Origin of the sequence: Pseudomonas sp. FFUP_PS_473 (genome assembly GCF_002858665.1) — a bacterium.
GTDB classification, from domain to species: Bacteria; Pseudomonadota; Gammaproteobacteria; order Pseudomonadales; family Pseudomonadaceae; genus Aquipseudomonas; species Aquipseudomonas defluvii.
Window position 1 is genome coordinate 139,384 of sequence record NZ_PJQQ01000003.1, and the last position, 18,282, is coordinate 157,665.

At 61.2% G+C, this 18,282-nt stretch carries 15 protein-coding genes; 5 read left to right on the top strand and 10 right to left on the bottom strand.

Annotation, left to right across the window (positions count from 1 at the left end; translation table 11 throughout):
• Positions 1–80: 80 nt before the first annotated feature.
• From mfd to CYD26_RS03195, 3 genes are read left to right on the top strand one after another with little or no spacing between them, the layout of a single operon-like run.
• Positions 81–3,530 (top strand): transcription-repair coupling factor, encoded by a 3,450-nt coding sequence (gene mfd, locus CYD26_RS03185; RefSeq protein WP_065758467.1) that lies wholly within the window; start codon positions 81–83, stop codon positions 3,528–3,530.
• 9 nt (positions 3,531–3,539) lie between these two features.
• Positions 3,540–4,067: a CsiV family protein gene (locus CYD26_RS03190; RefSeq protein WP_099775392.1), complete on the top strand. Its 528-nt coding sequence runs from the start codon at positions 3,540–3,542 to the stop codon at positions 4,065–4,067.
• A gap of 1 nt (position 4,068) precedes the next feature.
• Positions 4,069–6,375: a DEAD/DEAH box helicase gene (locus tag CYD26_RS03195; protein WP_102051790.1), complete on the top strand. Its 2,307-nt coding sequence runs from the start codon at positions 4,069–4,071 to the stop codon at positions 6,373–6,375.
• Between the two features lie 57 nt (positions 6,376–6,432).
• Here CYD26_RS03195 and CYD26_RS03200 read toward each other — a convergent pair whose 3' ends face one another.
• The 4 genes from CYD26_RS03200 to CYD26_RS03215 are packed head-to-tail and all read right to left on the bottom strand — an operon-like array spanning position 6,433 to position 9,475.
• On the bottom strand, positions 6,433–7,170 hold the full coding sequence (locus tag CYD26_RS03200; RefSeq protein ID WP_102051791.1) for an S-methyl-5'-thioinosine phosphorylase: 738 nt from the start codon (positions 7,168–7,170) through the stop codon (positions 6,433–6,435).
• Positions 7,171–7,179: 9 nt separating this feature from the next.
• Complete coding sequence (gene nagZ, locus CYD26_RS03205; RefSeq protein ID WP_176717401.1) at positions 7,180–8,178, bottom strand: beta-N-acetylhexosaminidase; 999 nt, start codon at positions 8,176–8,178, stop codon at positions 7,180–7,182.
• Positions 8,179–8,200: 22 nt separating this feature from the next.
• Entirely contained in the window at positions 8,201–8,725 is a 525-nt protein-coding gene (locus CYD26_RS03210; RefSeq protein WP_102051792.1) for a L,D-transpeptidase, read from the bottom strand.
• A gap of 36 nt (positions 8,726–8,761) precedes the next feature.
• A complete protein-coding gene (locus CYD26_RS03215; protein WP_065758461.1) occupies positions 8,762–9,475 on the bottom strand; it encodes a TetR/AcrR family transcriptional regulator in 714 nt (237 codons plus the stop codon).
• Between the two features lie 253 nt (positions 9,476–9,728).
• Between CYD26_RS03215 and lexA the strand changes: the two genes are divergently transcribed.
• The gene (gene lexA / locus CYD26_RS03220) at positions 9,729–10,337 is read left to right on the top strand and encodes a transcriptional repressor LexA (RefSeq protein ID WP_065758460.1); all 609 of its coding nucleotides are present in this window, start codon (positions 9,729–9,731) and stop codon (positions 10,335–10,337) included.
• 12 nt (positions 10,338–10,349) lie between these two features.
• Complete coding sequence (gene sulA / locus CYD26_RS03225; RefSeq protein ID WP_065758459.1) at positions 10,350–10,823, top strand: SOS-induced cell division inhibitor SulA; 474 nt, start codon at positions 10,350–10,352, stop codon at positions 10,821–10,823.
• 64 nt (positions 10,824–10,887) lie between these two features.
• Here sulA and CYD26_RS03230 read toward each other — a convergent pair whose 3' ends face one another.
• From CYD26_RS03230 to fadB, 6 genes are all read right to left on the bottom strand, one after another.
• On the bottom strand, positions 10,888–11,121 hold the full coding sequence (locus CYD26_RS03230) for a hypothetical protein (protein WP_102051793.1): 234 nt from the start codon (positions 11,119–11,121) through the stop codon (positions 10,888–10,890).
• Between the two features lie 50 nt (positions 11,122–11,171).
• The gene (locus CYD26_RS03235) at positions 11,172–11,693 is read right to left on the bottom strand and encodes a DUF6586 family protein (protein WP_065758457.1); all 522 of its coding nucleotides are present in this window, start codon (positions 11,691–11,693) and stop codon (positions 11,172–11,174) included.
• A gap of 141 nt (positions 11,694–11,834) precedes the next feature.
• Entirely contained in the window at positions 11,835–14,447 is a 2,613-nt protein-coding gene (gene topA / locus CYD26_RS03240; protein WP_102051794.1) for a type I DNA topoisomerase, read from the bottom strand.
• Between the two features lie 100 nt (positions 14,448–14,547).
• A complete protein-coding gene (locus tag CYD26_RS03245; RefSeq protein WP_065758455.1) occupies positions 14,548–14,799 on the bottom strand; it encodes a DUF1653 domain-containing protein in 252 nt (83 codons plus the stop codon).
• A 79-nt stretch (positions 14,800–14,878) separates the two neighbouring features.
• The gene (gene fadA, locus CYD26_RS03250; protein ID WP_065758454.1) at positions 14,879–16,054 is read right to left on the bottom strand and encodes an acetyl-CoA C-acyltransferase FadA; all 1,176 of its coding nucleotides are present in this window, start codon (positions 16,052–16,054) and stop codon (positions 14,879–14,881) included.
• 31 nt (positions 16,055–16,085) lie between these two features.
• The gene (gene fadB, locus CYD26_RS03255) at positions 16,086–18,233 is read right to left on the bottom strand and encodes a fatty acid oxidation complex subunit alpha FadB (protein ID WP_102051795.1); all 2,148 of its coding nucleotides are present in this window, start codon (positions 18,231–18,233) and stop codon (positions 16,086–16,088) included.
• Positions 18,234–18,282: the final 49 nt, after the last annotated feature.

Here is an 18,282-nt window from a genome sequence, read left to right on the forward strand (position 1 = left end):
TGCCCCCTTCGCGCCTGACAGGCCGCCCCCAGGCCCGGTACAATCGACCCTTTGTCGCAACGCTTGGAGCTCGACCGCCCGTGCCAGTTCTGCGTCTTCCGCACCTGCCGGCCACCGCCGGCAAACACACCTGGAGCAACCTGCCGGGCGCCGCCCTGAGCCTGGCTATTGCCGAAGCCGCCAGCGCCGCCAAGCGCTTCACCCTGCTGCTGACCGCCGACAGCCAGACGGCCGACCGCCTGGAGCAGGAACTGCGCTTCTTCGCACCGCAGTTGCCGGTACTGCCCTTCCCCGACTGGGAAACCCTGCCGTACGACCTGTTCTCGCCGCACCAGGACATCATCTCTCAACGCGTGGCCAGCCTGTACCGGCTGCCGGAGCTCGACCACGGCATTCTCGTGGTACCGATCACCACCGCCCTGCACCGCCTGGCGCCAACACGCTTCCTGCTGGGCAGCAGCCTGGTGCTGGATATCGGTCAGAAGCTCGACGTCGAGCAGATGCGCCTGCGCCTTGAAGCCAGTGGCTACCGCTGCGTCGACACCGTTTATGAACACGGCGAGTTTGCCGTGCGCGGAGCCCTGATCGACCTGTTCCCGATGGGCAGCAAGCTGCCTTACCGGATCGACCTGTTCGACGACGAAATCGAAACCCTGCGCACGTTCGACCCGGAGACCCAGCGCTCGATCGACAAGGTCGATTCGGTACGCCTGCTGCCCGCGCGCGAATTTCCGCTGCAAAAGGACGCCGTGACCCAGTTCAAGGCGCGCTTTCGTGAACGTTTCGACGTCGACTTCCGCCGCAGCCCGATCTTCCAGGACCTCACCAGCGGCATTATTCCCGCAGGCATCGAGTACTACCTGCCGCTGTTCTTCGAGGAAACCTCGACGCTGTTCGACTACCTGCCGCAGGACACCCAGGTGTTTTCCCTGCCGGGTATCGAGCAGGCCGCCGAACACTTCTGGAGCGACGTGCGCAACCGTTACGACGAGCGCCGCATCGACCCGAACCGGCCATTGCTGCCCCCCGTCGAACTGTTCATGCCGGTAGAAGACTGCTTTGCCCAACTCAAGCGCTGGCCGCGCATCGTGGTCAGCCAGGATGACAGCGAGGGCGGTGTTGGCCGCGAGCGCTTCGCCGCGCAGACGCTACCGAACCTGGCCATCGAAGCCAAGGCCAACCAGCCGCTGGCCGCACTGTCCAGTTTCCTTGAGCAGTTCCCGGGCCGCGTCTTGTTCACCGCCGAATCGGCGGGGCGCCGCGAAGTGCTGCTGGAGCTGCTCGAACGCCTGAAGCTGCGCCCACAGACCCTCGACAGCTGGGACGACTTCGTTCAAAGCAAAGAGCGCCTGGGGATCACCATCGCGCCACTGGACGACGGCCTGCTGCTGGAAAGCCCCGCCCTGGCACTGGTCGCCGAAAGCCCATTGTTCGGCCAGCGCGTCATGCAGCGTCGACGCCGCGAGAAGCGCAGCGACGGCACTAACGATGCGGTCATCAAGAACCTCACCGAACTGCGCGAAGGCGCGCCGGTGGTCCACATCGACCACGGTGTTGGCCGCTACCTGGGCCTGGCGACGCTGGAGATCGACAACCAGGCCGCCGAGTTCCTGACGCTTGCCTACGCCGAGGGCGCCAAGCTCTATGTACCGGTCGCCAACCTGCACCTGATCGCGCGCTACACCGGTAGCGACGACGCCCTGGCACCGCTGCACCGCCTGGGCTCGGAAGTCTGGCAAAAGGCCAAGCGCAAAGCCGCCGAACAGGTCCGCGACGTAGCCGCCGAACTGCTCGACATCTACGCCCGCCGCGCAGCGCGCAAGGGTTATGCCTTTGCCGACCCGGCAGCCGACTATGCCACCTTCAGCGCCGGCTTCCCGTTCGAGGAAACCCCGGACCAGCAAGCCGCCATCGAAGCGGTACGCGAGGACATGCTTGCCGCCAAGCCGATGGACCGCCTGGTCTGTGGCGACGTCGGCTTCGGCAAGACCGAAGTGGCCATGCGGGCCGCGTTTATCGCTGTGCATGGCGGACGCCAGGTGGCCATCCTGGTGCCCACCACACTGCTCGCCCAGCAGCACTACAACAGCTTCCGCGACCGCTTTGCCGACTGGCCGGTGACTGTGGAGGTGATGAGCCGCTTCAAGTCAGCCAAGGAAATCAACGCCGCCGTCCAGGACCTGGCCGACGGCAAGATCGACATCGTCATCGGCACGCACAAGCTGCTGCAGGACGACGTCAAGATGAAAGACCTTGGCCTGGTGATCATCGACGAAGAACACCGTTTCGGCGTGCGCCAGAAGGAACAGCTCAAAGCACTGCGCAGCGAAGTCGACATTCTTACCCTCACCGCCACGCCGATCCCGCGGACGCTAAACATGGCGGTGTCCGGCATGCGCGACCTGTCGATCATCGCAACCCCGCCAGCGCGACGACTGTCGGTGCGCACCTTTGTCATGGAGCAGAACAAAAGCACCATCAAGGAAGCGCTGCTGCGTGAGCTGCTGCGCGGCGGCCAGGTCTACTACCTGCACAATGATGTGAAGACCATCGAAAAATGTGCTGCCGACCTCGCCGAGCTGGTGCCGGAGGCGCGTATCGGCATTGGCCATGGGCAAATGCGCGAGCGTGAACTCGAACAGGTGATGAGCGACTTCTACCACAAGCGCTTCAACGTCCTGATTGCCTCGACCATCATCGAGACCGGTATCGACGTACCCAGCGCCAACACCATCATCATCGAACGCGCCGACAAATTCGGCCTGGCGCAGCTGCACCAGCTACGTGGACGCGTGGGGCGCAGCCACCACCAGGCGTATGCCTACCTGCTCACACCGCCACGCCAGCAGATCACCGCCGATGCGGAAAAGCGCCTGGAAGCCATCGCAAACACCCAGGACCTTGGGGCAGGTTTCGTCCTGGCGACCAACGACCTGGAAATCCGTGGCGCGGGCGAACTGCTCGGCGAAGGCCAGAGCGGCCAGATCCAGGCCGTCGGCTTCACCCTGTACATGGAAATGCTCGAACGTGCGGTCAAAGCCATTCGCAAGGGCACGCAACCCAACCTCGATCAACCACTCGGCGGCGGCCCGGAAATCAACCTGCGCGTGCCAGCACTGATTCCCGAGGACTACCTGCCGGATGTCCATGCACGCCTGATTCTCTACAAACGCATTGCCTCGGCTACCGATGAAGACGGCCTCAAGGACCTGCAGGTGGAGATGATCGATCGCTTCGGCCTGCTGCCGGAGCCGACCAAGAACCTGGTGCGCCTGACCCTGCTCAAACTGCAGGCCGAGCAGCTCGGCATCAAGAAAGTCGATGCCGGCCCACAAGGCGGGAAGATCGAATTCGCCGGGGAAACCCCTGTCGATCCACTGGTACTGATCAAACTGATCCAGAGCCAACCCAAACGCTACAAGTTCGAGGGCGCAACGCAGTTCAAGTTCATGGTTCCCATGGAGCGTGCAGAAGAACGCTTCAATACCCTCGAGGCGCTGTTCGAGCGCCTGACCCCGACATCCGCTTAAGGAAAACCGATGCGCCTGATTCGCTCCCTGGCCCTGCTGGCCGCGCTCTGCTCCACCAGCGCCTTCGCTGACGGCCTGTATCAGATCGAGATGATTCTGGTTCGGCAAAACAGCGTGCCGGCCATTACCAGCCAGTACGCCCCGGAAGACTGGGCCGCCGACGCCAAGACGTTAAGCAGCACCGACGAAAGCAAACCCGCAATGAACGACGAAGCGGCAAAGCTGCAGGCCGACAGCCAGTACACCATCCTGCTGCACAAAGCCTGGCAACAGAACCTGAGCGCAGAACCGGGCAAGGTCGCGATCAGTGACGGCAAGCGGCACTTCGGCCACTTTCCCGTGGAAGGCAACCTGAGCCTGAGCGACGGCCGCTTCATCAGCGCTGACGCCAGTTTCTGGGTCAACCGTTTTGCGGCCGACGGCAGCATTACCCAGACCGAACAGTTCAAGCAGAGCAACAGCAACATGCGCCTTGGCGACCTGAACTACCTTGACGGCGGCCATCTGGCACTGCTGCTCAAGGTCACGAAGCTTTGAAATGCCCGACCGTGTGATAGCCCCGCTTCTACCCCAGCCACGCCTGTGGCTGGGCAGCATCGAGTTCAGCGCCTTCGAGCCTCGCAACGGGCGCATGCAGCGTTACACCCAACACCGTGCCGCACTCGCGTTCGGCTATGCCGGCGACTATGTCAGCGGCACCCTGCATGCACGTCAGGCGCAACCCCTGCAGCGCCACCTGAGCGCCGAGCAAAGCCTGCGCGAAACACTCCTGAGCCTGGGCTTCAAGGTTGCCACCCGGCAGAGCAAAGCCTTGCCGGAAAGTGCCGGCGAGCCGTTCGAGCTCCCCAGCGAGGCAGCCTGGTTACGTTTTGTCCTCAATGACCTGCCACACTTGCGCGAGCAAGGCTGGCAAATCATCTGCGCTGACGACTTCGCCTTTGTCCTCACCCCGGTCGACGACTGGTACGCCCAGGTCGTCGAGACACCCGAACGCGACTGGTTCGACCTCGAACTGGGCATCGTGGTCAATGGCGAGCGCTTGAGCCTGTTGCCGATCCTGCTCAACCTGCTGCGTACCCACCCGGAATTGCTCAACAGTGCACACCTGGCCAAACGCCGTGACGACGAGCAGATCCTGGTGCCCATCCCCCACCCTCATGCACCGCGCAAGACGCTTCAGATCGCCCTGCCGTACGGGCGGCTCAAACCGGTATTGGCCACCCTGGGGGATTTCTACCTGCGCGAGCCGGGCGAGACCACCGTGCGCCTGGCCAGCCCTGACGCGGCGCGCCTGAACGCCCTGCTCGAGCTGCCACTGACCTGGGAAGGCGGTGAGCGGGTTCGCGCTTTGGGCGAACGCCTGCGCGATATTCGCACCCAGGCCGTCACCACCCCTGAAGGCCTGAAAGCTACCCTGCGCCCCTATCAGCTTGAAGGCCTGAGCTGGATGCAGGCGCTGCGCGAACTGGACGTCGGCGGCATCCTGGCTGACGACATGGGCCTGGGCAAGACGCTGCAAACCCTGGCCCACCTGCTGACTGAAAAAAACGCAGGCCGTCTTGATCGACCGGCAATGGTGGTAATGCCCACCAGCCTGATCCCCAACTGGCAGGATGAAGCCGAGCGCTTTGCTCCGCAGTTACGGGTACTGGCATTGCAAGGCATTGGTCGCCGACAGTACTTCGACAAGCTGGCGGACTACGACCTGCTCCTGACAACCTATGCGCTGCTGCCCAAGGACCTTGACCACCTCAAGCACCTGCCACTGCACGTACTGATCCTGGACGAAGCCCAGTACATCAAGAGCCCCACCAGCAAGGCCGCTCAGGCTGCGCGACAGCTGGAGGCGCGGCAACGCCTGTGCCTGAGTGGTACGCCACTGGAAAACCACCTGGGCGAACTCTGGTCACTGTTCCACTTCCTGCTGCCGGGATGGCTGGGCGACAACAAGGCGTTCAACCGCGATTACCGGGTGCCTATTGAGCGCCAGGGGGACGAAGAACGCTTGCAGCACCTGAATGCACGGATAAAGCCCTTCCTGCTGCGCCGAACCAAGGAGCAGGTGGCAACCGAACTGCCGGCCAAGACCGAAATGATCCACTGGGTCGACTTGACCGAAGCACAGCGCGACGTCTATGAAACCATGCGCCTGGCCATGGACAAGAAAGTCCGCAACGAGATCAGCCGCAAGGGTGTTGCCCGCAGCCAGATCATCATTCTTGAGGCACTGCTGAAGCTGCGCCAAGTCTGTTGCGACCTGCGTCTGGTCAAATCCGAGGCAGCCGGCCCATCACGCAGCGCGAACTCGGGCAAACTCAACAGCCTGCTGGAGATGCTTGAAGAATTGCTCGCCGAAGGCCGTCGAGTGCTGCTGTTCTCGCAGTTCACCAGCATGCTTTCGCTGATTGCCGAGGAACTGCAACAGCGCGGTATCGACTATGCGTTGTTGACGGGTGACACCCGCGACCGACGCGCACCGGTTGCAGACTTCCAGAGCGGCCGGCTGCAGATCTTCCTGATCAGCCTCAAGGCCGGTGGCGTCGGACTCAACCTCACGGCAGCCGACACCGTGATTCACTACGACCCATGGTGGAACCCGGCAGCCGAACAGCAAGCGACCGACCGTGCATACCGCATTGGCCAGGAAAAACCGGTGTTCGTCTACAAGCTAATTACCCGCGGCACCGTGGAAGAGAAGATCCAGCAGCTGCAGCAGGAGAAGTCTGCACTGGCAGCCGGTGTACTGGATGGGCGCCAGGCCGGAGACTGGAAACTGGCCGACGACGATATCGACGCACTACTGGCACCCTTGCCAGGCCGTCGTCACCCGCCTAAAAGCGGGTGAGCCCGGTATTAACGCGGGTGTCAGCGGGGCGCCAGCACGATCAAAGCAGCGGCACCATCAGCCCGCCAACACTCGCGCCAAGGTCGACTTCACCTTGCCCATGCCATCGTGCAGTGCCTGCTCGATTTCGGCCATGGTGATCACGGCGGTTGATTTACCCGCCGCCGGGTTCACCACCAATGCCAGGCAGGCATAGTCCAGCTCCAGCTCGCGTGCCAATGCGGCTTCCGGCATGCCGGTCATGCCGACGATGTCGCAGCCATCACGCTCAAGACGGGCGATCTCGGCAATGGTTTCCAGGCGCGGCCCTTGGGTGCAGGCATAAACACCATGACTGCTGTAACCGACACCTTCGGCTGCCAGAGCGGCAATCAACCGGGCACGCAGCGGCTCGCTGTAGGGGTAGCTGAAGTCGATGTGCGTGACCTGCTCCAGATCATCGGCAAAATACGTGTGCTCACGACCGCTGGTGTAGTCGATCAGTTGATGCGGCACACAGAAATGCCCGGTCCCCATCGCCGCATGAATGCCACCCACGGCGTTCACCGCCAGGATTGCCTCAGCACCCGCCTGCTTCAATGCCCACAGGTTGGCACGGTAGTTGACCTTATGCGGTGGAAAGCGGTGCGGATGGCCATGGCGGGCCAGGAACAGCACTTCACGACCGGCATACTCACCCACCAATACGTCAGCCGACGGCCGGCCATAGGGCGTGTCCATCGGCAGCGCCTGACGAATGTTCAAGCCCTCAAGCTGGGTCAGGCCGGTACCGCCGATAATGGCGTAAACAGTCATTGTGTGTCCTTAATCGATCAACTGGGCTTCTTGCAAAGCCCCTAAAGCCGCTAGCCACCGTGGCTGTTGGCGATACTCGGTAGTGGCAAAGCCTTGCCCGCGCATGCGCGCGATACGTGGCGAGGGCTTTACCTTCATGCGCTGGGCTGCCGACAACGCAAGCTCTGCCGCCGCCCGATCGTTGCACACCAGCCCCATGTCACAGCCTGCACTCAAGGCGGCCTCGATTCGACTGGCAGCGTCACCAACGACGTGCGCACCGGCCATCGACAGGTCATCACTGAAGATCACACCGTCAAAACCCAGTTCGCCACGCAGAATGTCCTGCAGCCAGCGCCGCGAGAACCCGGCAGGCTGATTATCGACCTGCGGATAGATCACGTGCGCCGGCATCACAGCAGCCAACTGCCCGCTCAGGCGAGTGAACGGAATCAGGTCGGCGGCGCGGATCTGCGCGAGGCTGCGCTCATCGGTCGGGATCGCCACGTGCGAATCCGCCTCGGCCCAGCCATGGCCAGGGAAATGCTTGCCGCAGGCTGCCATGCCGGCCGCGTTCATGCCACGGATGAAGGCACCGGCCAGCACGGTAGCGCGCTCGGGGTCACCTTCAAACGCACGGCTGCCGACCACCGCACTGCGCTGATGATCGAGATCCAGCACTGGCGCGAAGCTGAGGTCCAGGCCTACCGCTAGCACTTCGGTCGCCATCAGCCAGCCACATTGCTCTGCCAGGTACTCGGCATTGTCGTTGTCGGCAATGGCGCGCATGGCCGGCAAACGCACAAAGCCCTGACGCAGGCGCTGCACCCGGCCCCCCTCCTGGTCGACCGCCAGGATCAGGTCGGGGCGAATGGCGCGAATGGAGGCGGTCAGTTCTCGCACCTGGCGCGGGCAGTCGATGTTGCGGGCAAAAATGATCAGGCCCGCCACTTCGGGCTGGCGCAGGAGTTGACGATCTTCGGCGGTCAACCAGGTACCGGCGACGTCCACCATCAGGGAGCCTTGCAGGCTGGCACTCATAAATGATCCTTCAGTTGAGGGAGGCCGTGGCCCACTCGGGGCACGAGGCTTCTTCGATCTGCACAGGGCAATGCACCGGTACCTGCTCGAACAGGCTCACCAGGTCGGCATTGCGTAGGCGCACACAACCATGGGACAGCGGAACGCCCATGGGTTCCGTGTCCGGCGTGCCATGCAGGTAGATATAGCGGCGGAAGGTATCGACCGGCCCAAGGCGATTGCGCCCTGGCTCACAGCCACTGAGCCAGAGGATGCGCGAAAGAATCCAGTCACGCCCGGGAAACTGCTCATGCAGTGCCGGCGTCCAGGTTTCACCCGTCCAGCGTCGCCCCCTCAGCACCGCGCCGCACGGCAAGCCCGCGCCAATTTTTGCGCGAACCTGATGGCGACCGCGAGGGGTACATCCGGAACCACTGGTTTCCCCCGCACCATTGAGCGCGGTAGACACTGGAAGACGCACGACCAGGCGCCCCTGGGCAAACCCATAGAGGCATTGATCGGCGATGGAAATATGCAGTAAATCGAGAGTAGGCATGGGGCGCTAGCTTAGCTGAAGCGCCCCGCCGTTGCATCAGGCCTTGGCAGGCATTGACGCACTGCCCGACTTGCTCCGCGGACGCAATTGCGCAGCGGCCATGGCTTCGTCGGTCACACCGCTTTCGGCGCGCATGCCAGCCGCCAGGAACGGCACCATGAGGCGCATGACCTGCTCGATCGAGGTGTTGACCCCGAAATCGGTTTCGGCAATTGCGCGCAACGCCTTGATGCCGGACATGCTGAACGCGGCGGCACCGAGCATGAAATGCACGCGCCAGAACAGTTCGATTGGCGGAATACGCGGCGCCGCTTCGTTGACCAGCAACATGTAGCGACGGAACACCTTGCCGTACATGTCTTCCAGGTAACGCCGCAAGTGCCCTTGGCTCTGGCTGAACGCCAACCCCAGCAGGCGCATGAAAATGGACAGGTCGTTGCCACTGCGCGGCTGCACCGCCAGCGCCTGCTCGACCAACATTTCCAGCAGCTCTTCGAGTGTCGGCTTTTGCTCCGGGCGCGCCTGACGACGCTCCAGCTCACGCTCCAGGCTGGCACAGAACGGGCCAAGGAAACGCGAGAAGACGGCCTGGATCAGCGCCTTCTTTGAACCGAAATGGTAGTTCACCGCCGCCAGGTTGACGCCGGCCTTGCTGGTAATCAGCCGCAATGAGGTTTCGGCAAAACCTTTTTCCGCGAACAACTGTTCTGCTGCATCGAGAATGCGTTCAACGGTTTCCGACTGGGCCATGACTACTCCGCCTGACAAACACTTGTTTGAAACATACGTTTCAAGCCAGGGTATTGTCAAGTCTGGGCGGCCGTTTTCTGGCTCACGGGTCACGTATTTAATCACAGCTTCAAGGCGCAGGCTTCAGACAACAAGGCCACGCAAGTCGACGTCGTTGCAGCGCCAACAGCCCGTCAGGTGAAGCTTATGTATTGCCAACCCTCTTCCACTGTATATAATCCCAGTCACTGTATAAAAAGACAGAGCGATCGACATGCTAAAACTGACGCCACGCCAAGCTGAGATTCTGGCTTTTATCAAACGCTGCCTGGAAGACAACGGCTTCCCGCCAACACGTGCGGAAATCGCCCAGGAGCTGGGCTTCAAATCGCCCAACGCTGCCGAGGAACACCTCAAGGCACTGGCCCGCAAAGGCGCGATCGAAATGACCCCAGGCGCCTCTCGCGGCATCCGCATCCCAGGCTTCGAGGCCAAGAGCGACGACAGTGGCCTGCCAATCATTGGTCGAGTCGCTGCCGGTGCACCCATTCTCGCCCAGCAACACATTGAGCAATCCTGCAACATCAACCCAAGCTTCTTCCACCCCAAGGCCGACTACCTGTTGCGCGTTCACGGCATGAGCATGAAGGATGTCGGCATTCTGGACGGCGACCTGCTGGCCGTTCACACCTGCCGCGAAGCCCGTAACGGCCAGATCGTCGTTGCCCGTATCGGCGACGAAGTCACGGTCAAGCGCTTCAAGCGCGAAGGCAACAAAGTCTGGCTGATAGCCGAAAACCCTGAGTTCGCGCCCATCGAAGTCGACCTCAAAGAGCAGGAACTGGTGATCGAAGGCTTGAGCGTCGGCGTCATTCGCCGCTAATTAGGAGGCGTTATGCAGTTCCCCCATGTACCTCAGCAAGCCCAACTGCCGTTGTTCGAGGCGTTCCTGGCCCAGCCGATCCTGCCCCGCCTGAAGCCGGCAGAACCTGTGCGACCGAACAACGATCCCGAGGTATTCAGTGAGCTTTCGTTCCGAGGCGCACTGGGGAACTGCCAAAGCCTGCTGGCCCCAATGCTTCGTGAACTGAGCGAAGAACAGGATGCCCGCTGGCTGACCCTGATCGCACCGCCTACCAGCCTGACTCAAGCCTGGCTACGCGATGCAGGCCTGAACCGCGAACGCATCCTTCTGCTACAGCCACGCAACACCCAGAGCGCCCTGCAACTGGCCTGCGACGCCTTGCGCCTGGGCCGCAGCCACACCGTAGTGAGCTGGTTAAACCCGGTCAGCACGTCGGCCCGCCAACAACTGATCAATGCTGCACGTGCCGGGCACGCGCAAAGCCTGAACATCCGCCTCGGCTGACGTTCAGCAGGTCAATACATCTGCAGGCGAGGCTTCTCCAGAACGGGGAAGCCCTCAAGGGCGATTAATGCAGAACCCGTGGGCCGTCTTCACGATCGATCTCGCCTTCAACCAGCTTGCCAGCCATCTGCACGCCCACGCTGAGCATGGCCTTGGCCACTTCGACGTGCTGCCCTTGCAGAAAAGCCTTGGCGTCCTCAGAGAAATCCAGGGTAACCAACGACCCTTCGTCCTCGGCGCGGCGCAGTTCGATCCGGCCGTCAGGTAACTCGACAATTTCTAGAAAGGACGTTGGCATAAAAGGCTGTTCTCCACGAAAGGCTGGCATTGTACCAGCCACCGATGAACTCAGCACTCACTCAAGCCCTCACGGAAACGAACGGTCAGGCTTTTGAGATTCTGCCGCCAGAGCTCCAACGCCTCCCTCGATAGCGGCTCAACCTCAGGCTCATCAAGGCTGACCGCCTGAATCAATGGCTGAGTAACGTCGGTTTTCGGCTTTTTTGCCGCGACAGGCGGTCGGAACAAATTGGCATAAGCACTTATCAGTTGCGCCAGCCAGGTTTCCGGCTGACGCGCCAACTCGATCAGCTCGGCCATCTCGGGGATGGCCACCGCCTCAAGCACTTCAGGCGTCAGCAACAGCTCGACACGCGATGCGCCGGCTTGCGGCAAACGGTAGAAGCCCGCAATTTCGTGGCACAACCCCAGCAACGCCCCATAGAGATGGAAGAGTGCCGACTCACGCTCGGCCTGAACCAGCGCCTGGGCATTCATTGCCCGACTCTCCTGCGCCTTGCCAAGCGCCTCAAGGGCCAGGCCAGCGAAATAGATCTTCTGATTGGTGCGGGTATAGAGTTCCTGGGCCATCTGGATGCCCTCCGAAAGGCTGCAAGGCGGGCCTGCCAGTTTCAGGGATGCCCTGCCCGACCGCAAGCAGTGTCTGGCCCTGAAATGAAAAAGGCCGCATCCGACACACGTCGGATACGGCCCTCGACTGCGCCAGAACGATCAGCGCTTGTCTTCGACCTTCCAGGCATTGCCATCGTAGAAGGCACGCCAGCCGGTAGGCTTGCCGTCCACCTCGGTCTGCACGTATTGCTCCTTGGTCTTGCGGCTGTAACGGATAACCGCAGGACGACCCTCAGGGTCTTTCTTGGGCGCTTCGCACAGGAAATGGTACTTCGGATCAATCTCGTCCTTGTGCGGAACGATCTCGATCACCAGCGGCGCACGGGTCTCACGGTTTTTCGGGAACTGGCTGGCGGCCAGGAACAAGCCCGAGGCACCGTCGCGCAGCACGTAGGTGTCATCGACCTTCTCGCACTTGAGCTCTGGCATCTTCACCGCGTCCATCTTCGGCGGCGCCGCCTCACCACTCTTGAGCAGCTTGCGGGTGTTCTTGCATTCGGCGTTGGTGCAACCGAAGAACTTGCCAAAACGGCCCGTCTTCAACTGCATCTCGCTGCCGCACTTGTCGCACTCGAGGCTCGGGCCTTCATAGCCCTTGATACGGTAGTTGCCCTCTTCGATTTCGTAGCCGACGCAATCCGGGTTGTTACCACAGATATGCAGCTTGCGCTTCTCATCGAGCAGGTAGGCATCCATCGCCGTGGCACAGATCGGGCAACGGCGCTTGTTGCGCAGCACCCGCGACTCGGACTCACCCTCGTCATCGGCAGCAATCTCGTCACCCGGCACCAGGTTGACCGTCGCCTTGCAGCGCTCTTTCGGCGGCAGGCTGTAACCGGAACAGCCGAGGAACACGCCGGTCGAGGCGGTACGAATCATCATCGGACGACCGCAATCACGGCACGGAATATCGGTCAGCGTCGGCTGGTTGGCGCGCATGCCGTTTTCGCTCGACTCGGCCGCCTGCAGCTTGCTGCTGAAGTCGCCGTAGAATTCGTCGAGAACGCTCTTCCAGTCACGCTCACCCTGGGCGACGTCGTCGAGGTTTTCTTCCATCGCGGCGGTGAAGCCGTAGTCCATCAGGTTGGAGAAGCTCTCAGACAGGCGCTCGGTGACGATATCGCCCATCTTCTCGGAGTAGAAACGGCGGTTGTGCAACGTGACATAGCCGCGGTCCTGGATGGTGGAAATAATGGCGGCATAGGTCGACGGACGACCAATACCACGTTTTTCCATCTCCTTGACCAAGCTGGCTTCAGAGAAGCGTGCCGGCGGCTTGGTGAAATGCTGGCTAGGGTCAAGCTGGATCAGCTTGAGGCTTTCGCCCTGCTCCATTTCCGGCAGCACGTCGTCGTCGCCCGGCTTGCTCTGTTGCGGCATGACCCGGGTGTAACCGTCGAACTTCAGGATACGGCCCTTGGCACGCAGTTCGAACTCACCGGCCTTCACACTGACAGTGGTCGACAGGTACTGTGCCGGCGGCATCTGGCAGGCCACGAACTGACGCCAGATCAGCTCATAGAGGCGCTCGGCGTCGCGCTCCATGCCACTGAGCTTGCTCGGATGTGTATTGACGTCAGACGGACGAATCGCTTCGTGAGCCTCCTGAGCGCCCTCCTTGCTGCCGTATACAATCGGCGCATCAGGCAGGTACTTCTTGCCGAACTCGCTTTCGATGTAGCTGCGCGCCATTTCCACGGCATCGACCGACAGGTTGGTCGAGTCGGTACGCATATAGGTGATGTAACCGGCTTCATACAGACGCTGGGCCATCATCATGGTTTTCTTCACGCCGAAGCCCAGGCGGTTGCTGGCTGCCTGCTGCAGGGTCGACGTGATGAACGGTGCCGACGGCTTGCTGCTGGTCGGGCGGTCTTCGCGCTTGACGATGCTGTAGCTGGAGGCCTTGAGCTTTTCCAGCGCAGCCATCGCCTGGGCTTCGTTGAGCGGCTTGAACGTTTCACCGTTCTCACGTGCCACTTCAAAGCGCACTTTGGCGTTCTTGGCGGTGCCCAGGTCGGCGTGGATCTCCCAGTACTCTTCCGGGATGAATGCACGGATCTCGCGCTCGCGCTCGACCACCAGCTTTACCGCGACGGACTGCACACGACCGGCCGACAGGCCACGGGCAATTTTCTGCCACAGCAGCGGCGAGACCATGTAACCCACCACACGGTCAAGGAAGCGACGCGCCTGCTGGGCATTGACCCGATCGATATCCAGTTCGCCCGGCTGGGAGAACGCTTCCTGAATAGCCTTCTTGGTGATCTCGTTGAACACCACGCGCTTGTAACGATCGTCATCACCACCAATGGCTTCGCGCAGGTGCCAGGCAATGGCTTCCCCCTCGCGATCCAAGTCGGTTGCGAGGTAGATGGTGTCAGCATCCTTGGCCAGACGGCGCAGTTCCTCGATGACCTTTTCCTTGCCGGGAAGGATCTCGTACTTGGCTTTCCAGCCGTGGTCCGGATCGACACCCATGCGCGCGACCAATTGCTTGCGCGCCTTCTCCTTGGGCGTGAGTACCGGCCCCTCTGCCGCGGCAGCCTTGCCGCGCTTGGCAGCAGGCTCCTTGCTGGCGCTGGCCGAACCGCTGGTGGGCAGGTCTCGGATATGGCCGATACTCGACTTCACCACGTACTGGTTGCCCAGGTACTTGTTGATGGTCTTGGCCTTAGCCGGGGATTCCACAATGACCAGCGATTTGCCCATGGATCGGAAAATTCCTGAATACTGAAAATAAAAACACGGCAGGTACCTGACGTGGCACCGCTATATATAGTGGCAACAGAGTGAGGTCAAGCGCAGTGAACTAGCCTGCTTCGGCATCGCCACGGGTAAACAACGTCTCTTCGGCCTTGACCAAAGCAAAGCGTGGCACCTGCTCGCCGTCAACCTCGACCGACTCGAGGAACATCGAAAGAGGCCGCACCCACAGGCCGAACTCGCCATAGAGCGCTTGATAAAACACCACCCACTCCTCGGTTTCGGAGTGTTGGGCGACACTGAATACACGATACTCAGGCCCTTTGTAATGCCGGTATACGCCTGGTTGTATCTGCATGCTGCCTGCCCTCTTGAGAAAAATATCCTGCACAAACAAAAACCGGGGCACAAGGCCCCGGCTTCCTACCACCCAACGCTTAGACGCGTTCGAAAACAGTGGTAATGCCCTGGCCCAGGCCAACGCACATGGTCGAGACACCGAAGGTACCGCCATTCTGCTTCATGACATTGAGCAGCGTGCCGGAGATTCGAGCGCCGGAACAACCGAACGGGTGACCCAATGCGATCGCGCCGCCGTGCAGGTTAACCTTCTCATCCATCTTGTCGAGCACTTTCAGATCCTTCAGCACGGGCAGGGCCTGTGCCGCGAAGGCTTCGTTCAGCTCGAAGAAGTCGATATCGGTAATTTTCAGGCCGGCGCGCTTGAGCGCTTTCTGCGTAGCCGGCACCGGGCCGTAGCCCATGATCGCCGGGTCCACGCCAGCCACCGCCATCGAACGAATCACCGCCAACGGCTGAATGCCCAGGTCCTTGGCACGCTGCGCCGACATCACGATCATGCACGAGGCACCGTCGGTGATCTGCGACGAGGTACCTGCCGTCACGGTGCCGCCCTTCGGATTGAACGCCGGCTTGAGTGCAGCCAGGCTTTCCAGGGTGGTGTCCGGACGAATGGTTTCATCGTAGTCGAAGACTTTCAGAAAACCATTTTCGTCATAGCCCTGCATCGGGATGATCTCATCCTTGAACTTGCCTTCGACCGTCGCCTTGTGGGCGAGCTGGTGCGAACGCAGACCAAAGGCATCCTGCTGCTCACGGCTGATGCCATGCATCTTGCCGAGCATTTCAGCCGTCAGGCCCATCATGCCCGAGGCCTTGGCCGCATACAGCGACATGTGCGGGTTCGGATCGACCCCGTGCATCATGCTCACGTGCCCCATATGCTCGACGCCGCCGACGACGAAAACGTCACCATTGCCGGTCATGATTGCCTGGGCGGCGGTGTGCAGCGCGCTCATCGAGGAACCGCACAGACGGCTGACCGTCTGCCCGGCAGCGGTGTGCGGGATCTGGGTCATCAGCGAAGCCATGCGGGCGATGTTCCAGCCCTGCTCCAGGGTCTGGTTGACGCAGCCCCAGATGACGTCCTCGACTTCGCCCGGATCAACCTTGGCGTTACGCTCCAGCACTTTGCTGATCAGGTGCGCCGACATGTCTTCAGCGCGGGTATTGCGGTGCATGCCACCCTTGGAGCGGCCCATCGGGGTGCGACCGAAGTCGACAATCACCACGTCTCTTGGATTCAGGCTCATAAATTCATTCTCGCTCTATATCGTTGGGCGCTTAACCGAAGAAGCTCTGGCCGTTGCGGGCCATTTCACGCAGCTTCGCGGTGGGGTGATACAGCGGCCCCAGATCGGCGTACTTATCGGCCAGGGCAACGAACTCAGCCACCCCGATCGAGTCGATGTAGCGCAGCGCACCGCCACGGAAGGGAGGGAAACCAATGCCGTAAACCAGGCCCATATCCGCTTCGGCAGCGGTTTCGACAATGCCATCTTCCAGGCAGCGCACGGTTTCCAGGCACAGCGGGATCATCATCCAGTTGATGATGTCTTCATCACTCACGTCGCGCTGTTCATAGATGATCGGCTTGAGTACTTCCAGCACCGATGCATCGGCGACTTTCTTCGGCTTGCCGCGCTTGTCGGTCTCGTAGGCATAGAAGCCCTTGCCATTCTTCTGACCCAGGCGCTTGGCCTCATACAGCACATCGACGGCCGAACGACGGTCGTCCTTCATGCGATCTGGGAAGCCTTCGGCCATCACGTCACGACCGTGGTGGCCGGTGTCGATACCCACTACGTCCATGAGGTAGGCAGGGCCCATTGGCCAGCCGAACTTCTCCATGATCTTGTCGATGCGAACGAAGTCGACACCGGCGCTGACCAACTTGGCGAAACCACCGAAGTAAGGGAACAGTACGCGGTTGACCAGGAAGCCCGGGCAGTCGTTGACCACGATCGGGTTCTTGCCCATCTTCTTGGCGTAGGCCACGGTGGTGGCAACGGCAACATCACTGGACTTCTCGCCACGGATGACTTCGACCAACGGCATCATGTGCACCGGGTTGAAGAAGTGCATGCCGACGAAGTTTTCCGGACGCTTGAGCGCCTTGGCCAGAAGGTTGATGGAAATGGTCGATGTGTTGGAGGCCAGGATCGCATCCTCCTTCACCTGACCTTCCACTTCAGCCAGCACCGCCTGCTTGACCTTCGGGTTCTCGACCACGGCTTCGACGATGATGTCGACGTTGGCAAAGTCGCCGTAGGACAGGGTCGGGCGAATCGCGTTAAGCGCTTCAGCCATTTTCGCCGGGGTCAACCGGCCTTTTTCGACGCGATTGCCGAGCAGCTTGGAGGCTTCGTTCAAGCCCAGCTGAATGGCTTCCTCGCGAATATCCTTCATCAGGATCGGCGTACCCTTGACCGCCGACTGATAGGCGATACCGCCGCCCATGATGCCGGCGCCGAGTACAGCGGCCTGCTTCACATCACGAGCGATTTCGTCATGGGCCTTGGCCTTGCGCTTGAGCTCCTGATCGTTCAGGAACAGGCCGATCAGGCTCTGGGCAACCGAGGTCTTGGCCAATTTGACGAAGCCGGCAGCCTCAACTTCCAGAGCCTTGTCACGCCCGAAGTTGGCCGCTTTCTGAATGGTCTTGATCGCTTCGACCGGCGCCGGGTAGTTCGGGCCAGCCTGGCCCGCAACGAAGCCCTTGGCGGTTTCAAAGGACATCATCTGCTCAATCGCATTGAGCTTGAGCTTATCCAGCTTTGGCTGACGCTTGGCCTTGTGATCGAACTCGCCACTGATGGCACGCTTGATCAGGTCCAGAGCCGCAGCCTGCAGCAGTTCAGGCGCAACGACAGCATCGACGGCCCCTACTTTCAGTGCATCTTCAGCCCGGTTTTCCTTGCCGGCGGCAATCCACTCGATAGCGTTGTCGGCACCGATCAGGCGCGGCAGACGGACCGTACCACCAAAGCCCGGGTAGATCCCCAGCTTGACTTCCGGCAAGCCGATCTTGGCGCTGCTGGCCATGACGCGGTAGTCCGCGGCCAGGCACATTTCCAGGCCGCCACCCAGGGCGATGCCGTTGATCGCGGCCACAGTCGGCACCGGCAGATCTTCGAAATCGCTGAAAATACGGTTGGCTTCCAGGTTGCCGGCGACCAGTTCGGCCTCGGGCAGCTTGAAGTTATCGACAAACTCGGTGATATCCGCGCCGACGATGAACACGTCCTTGCCACTGCTGACAATTACGCCCTTGATCGATGCATCGGCCTTGATAGTGTCCACGGCCTGACGCAGTTCGTTCAGGGTAAGACGGTTGAACTTGTTGACGGACTCACCCTTGAGGTCGAACTTCAGTTCGACGATGCCGCTTTCAAGAGCCTTAACCGTGATGGCTTTACCTTCGTAAATCATCAACTGATCTCCACGATATGGAAGCTGAACAGTACACGCCGATCGCTGA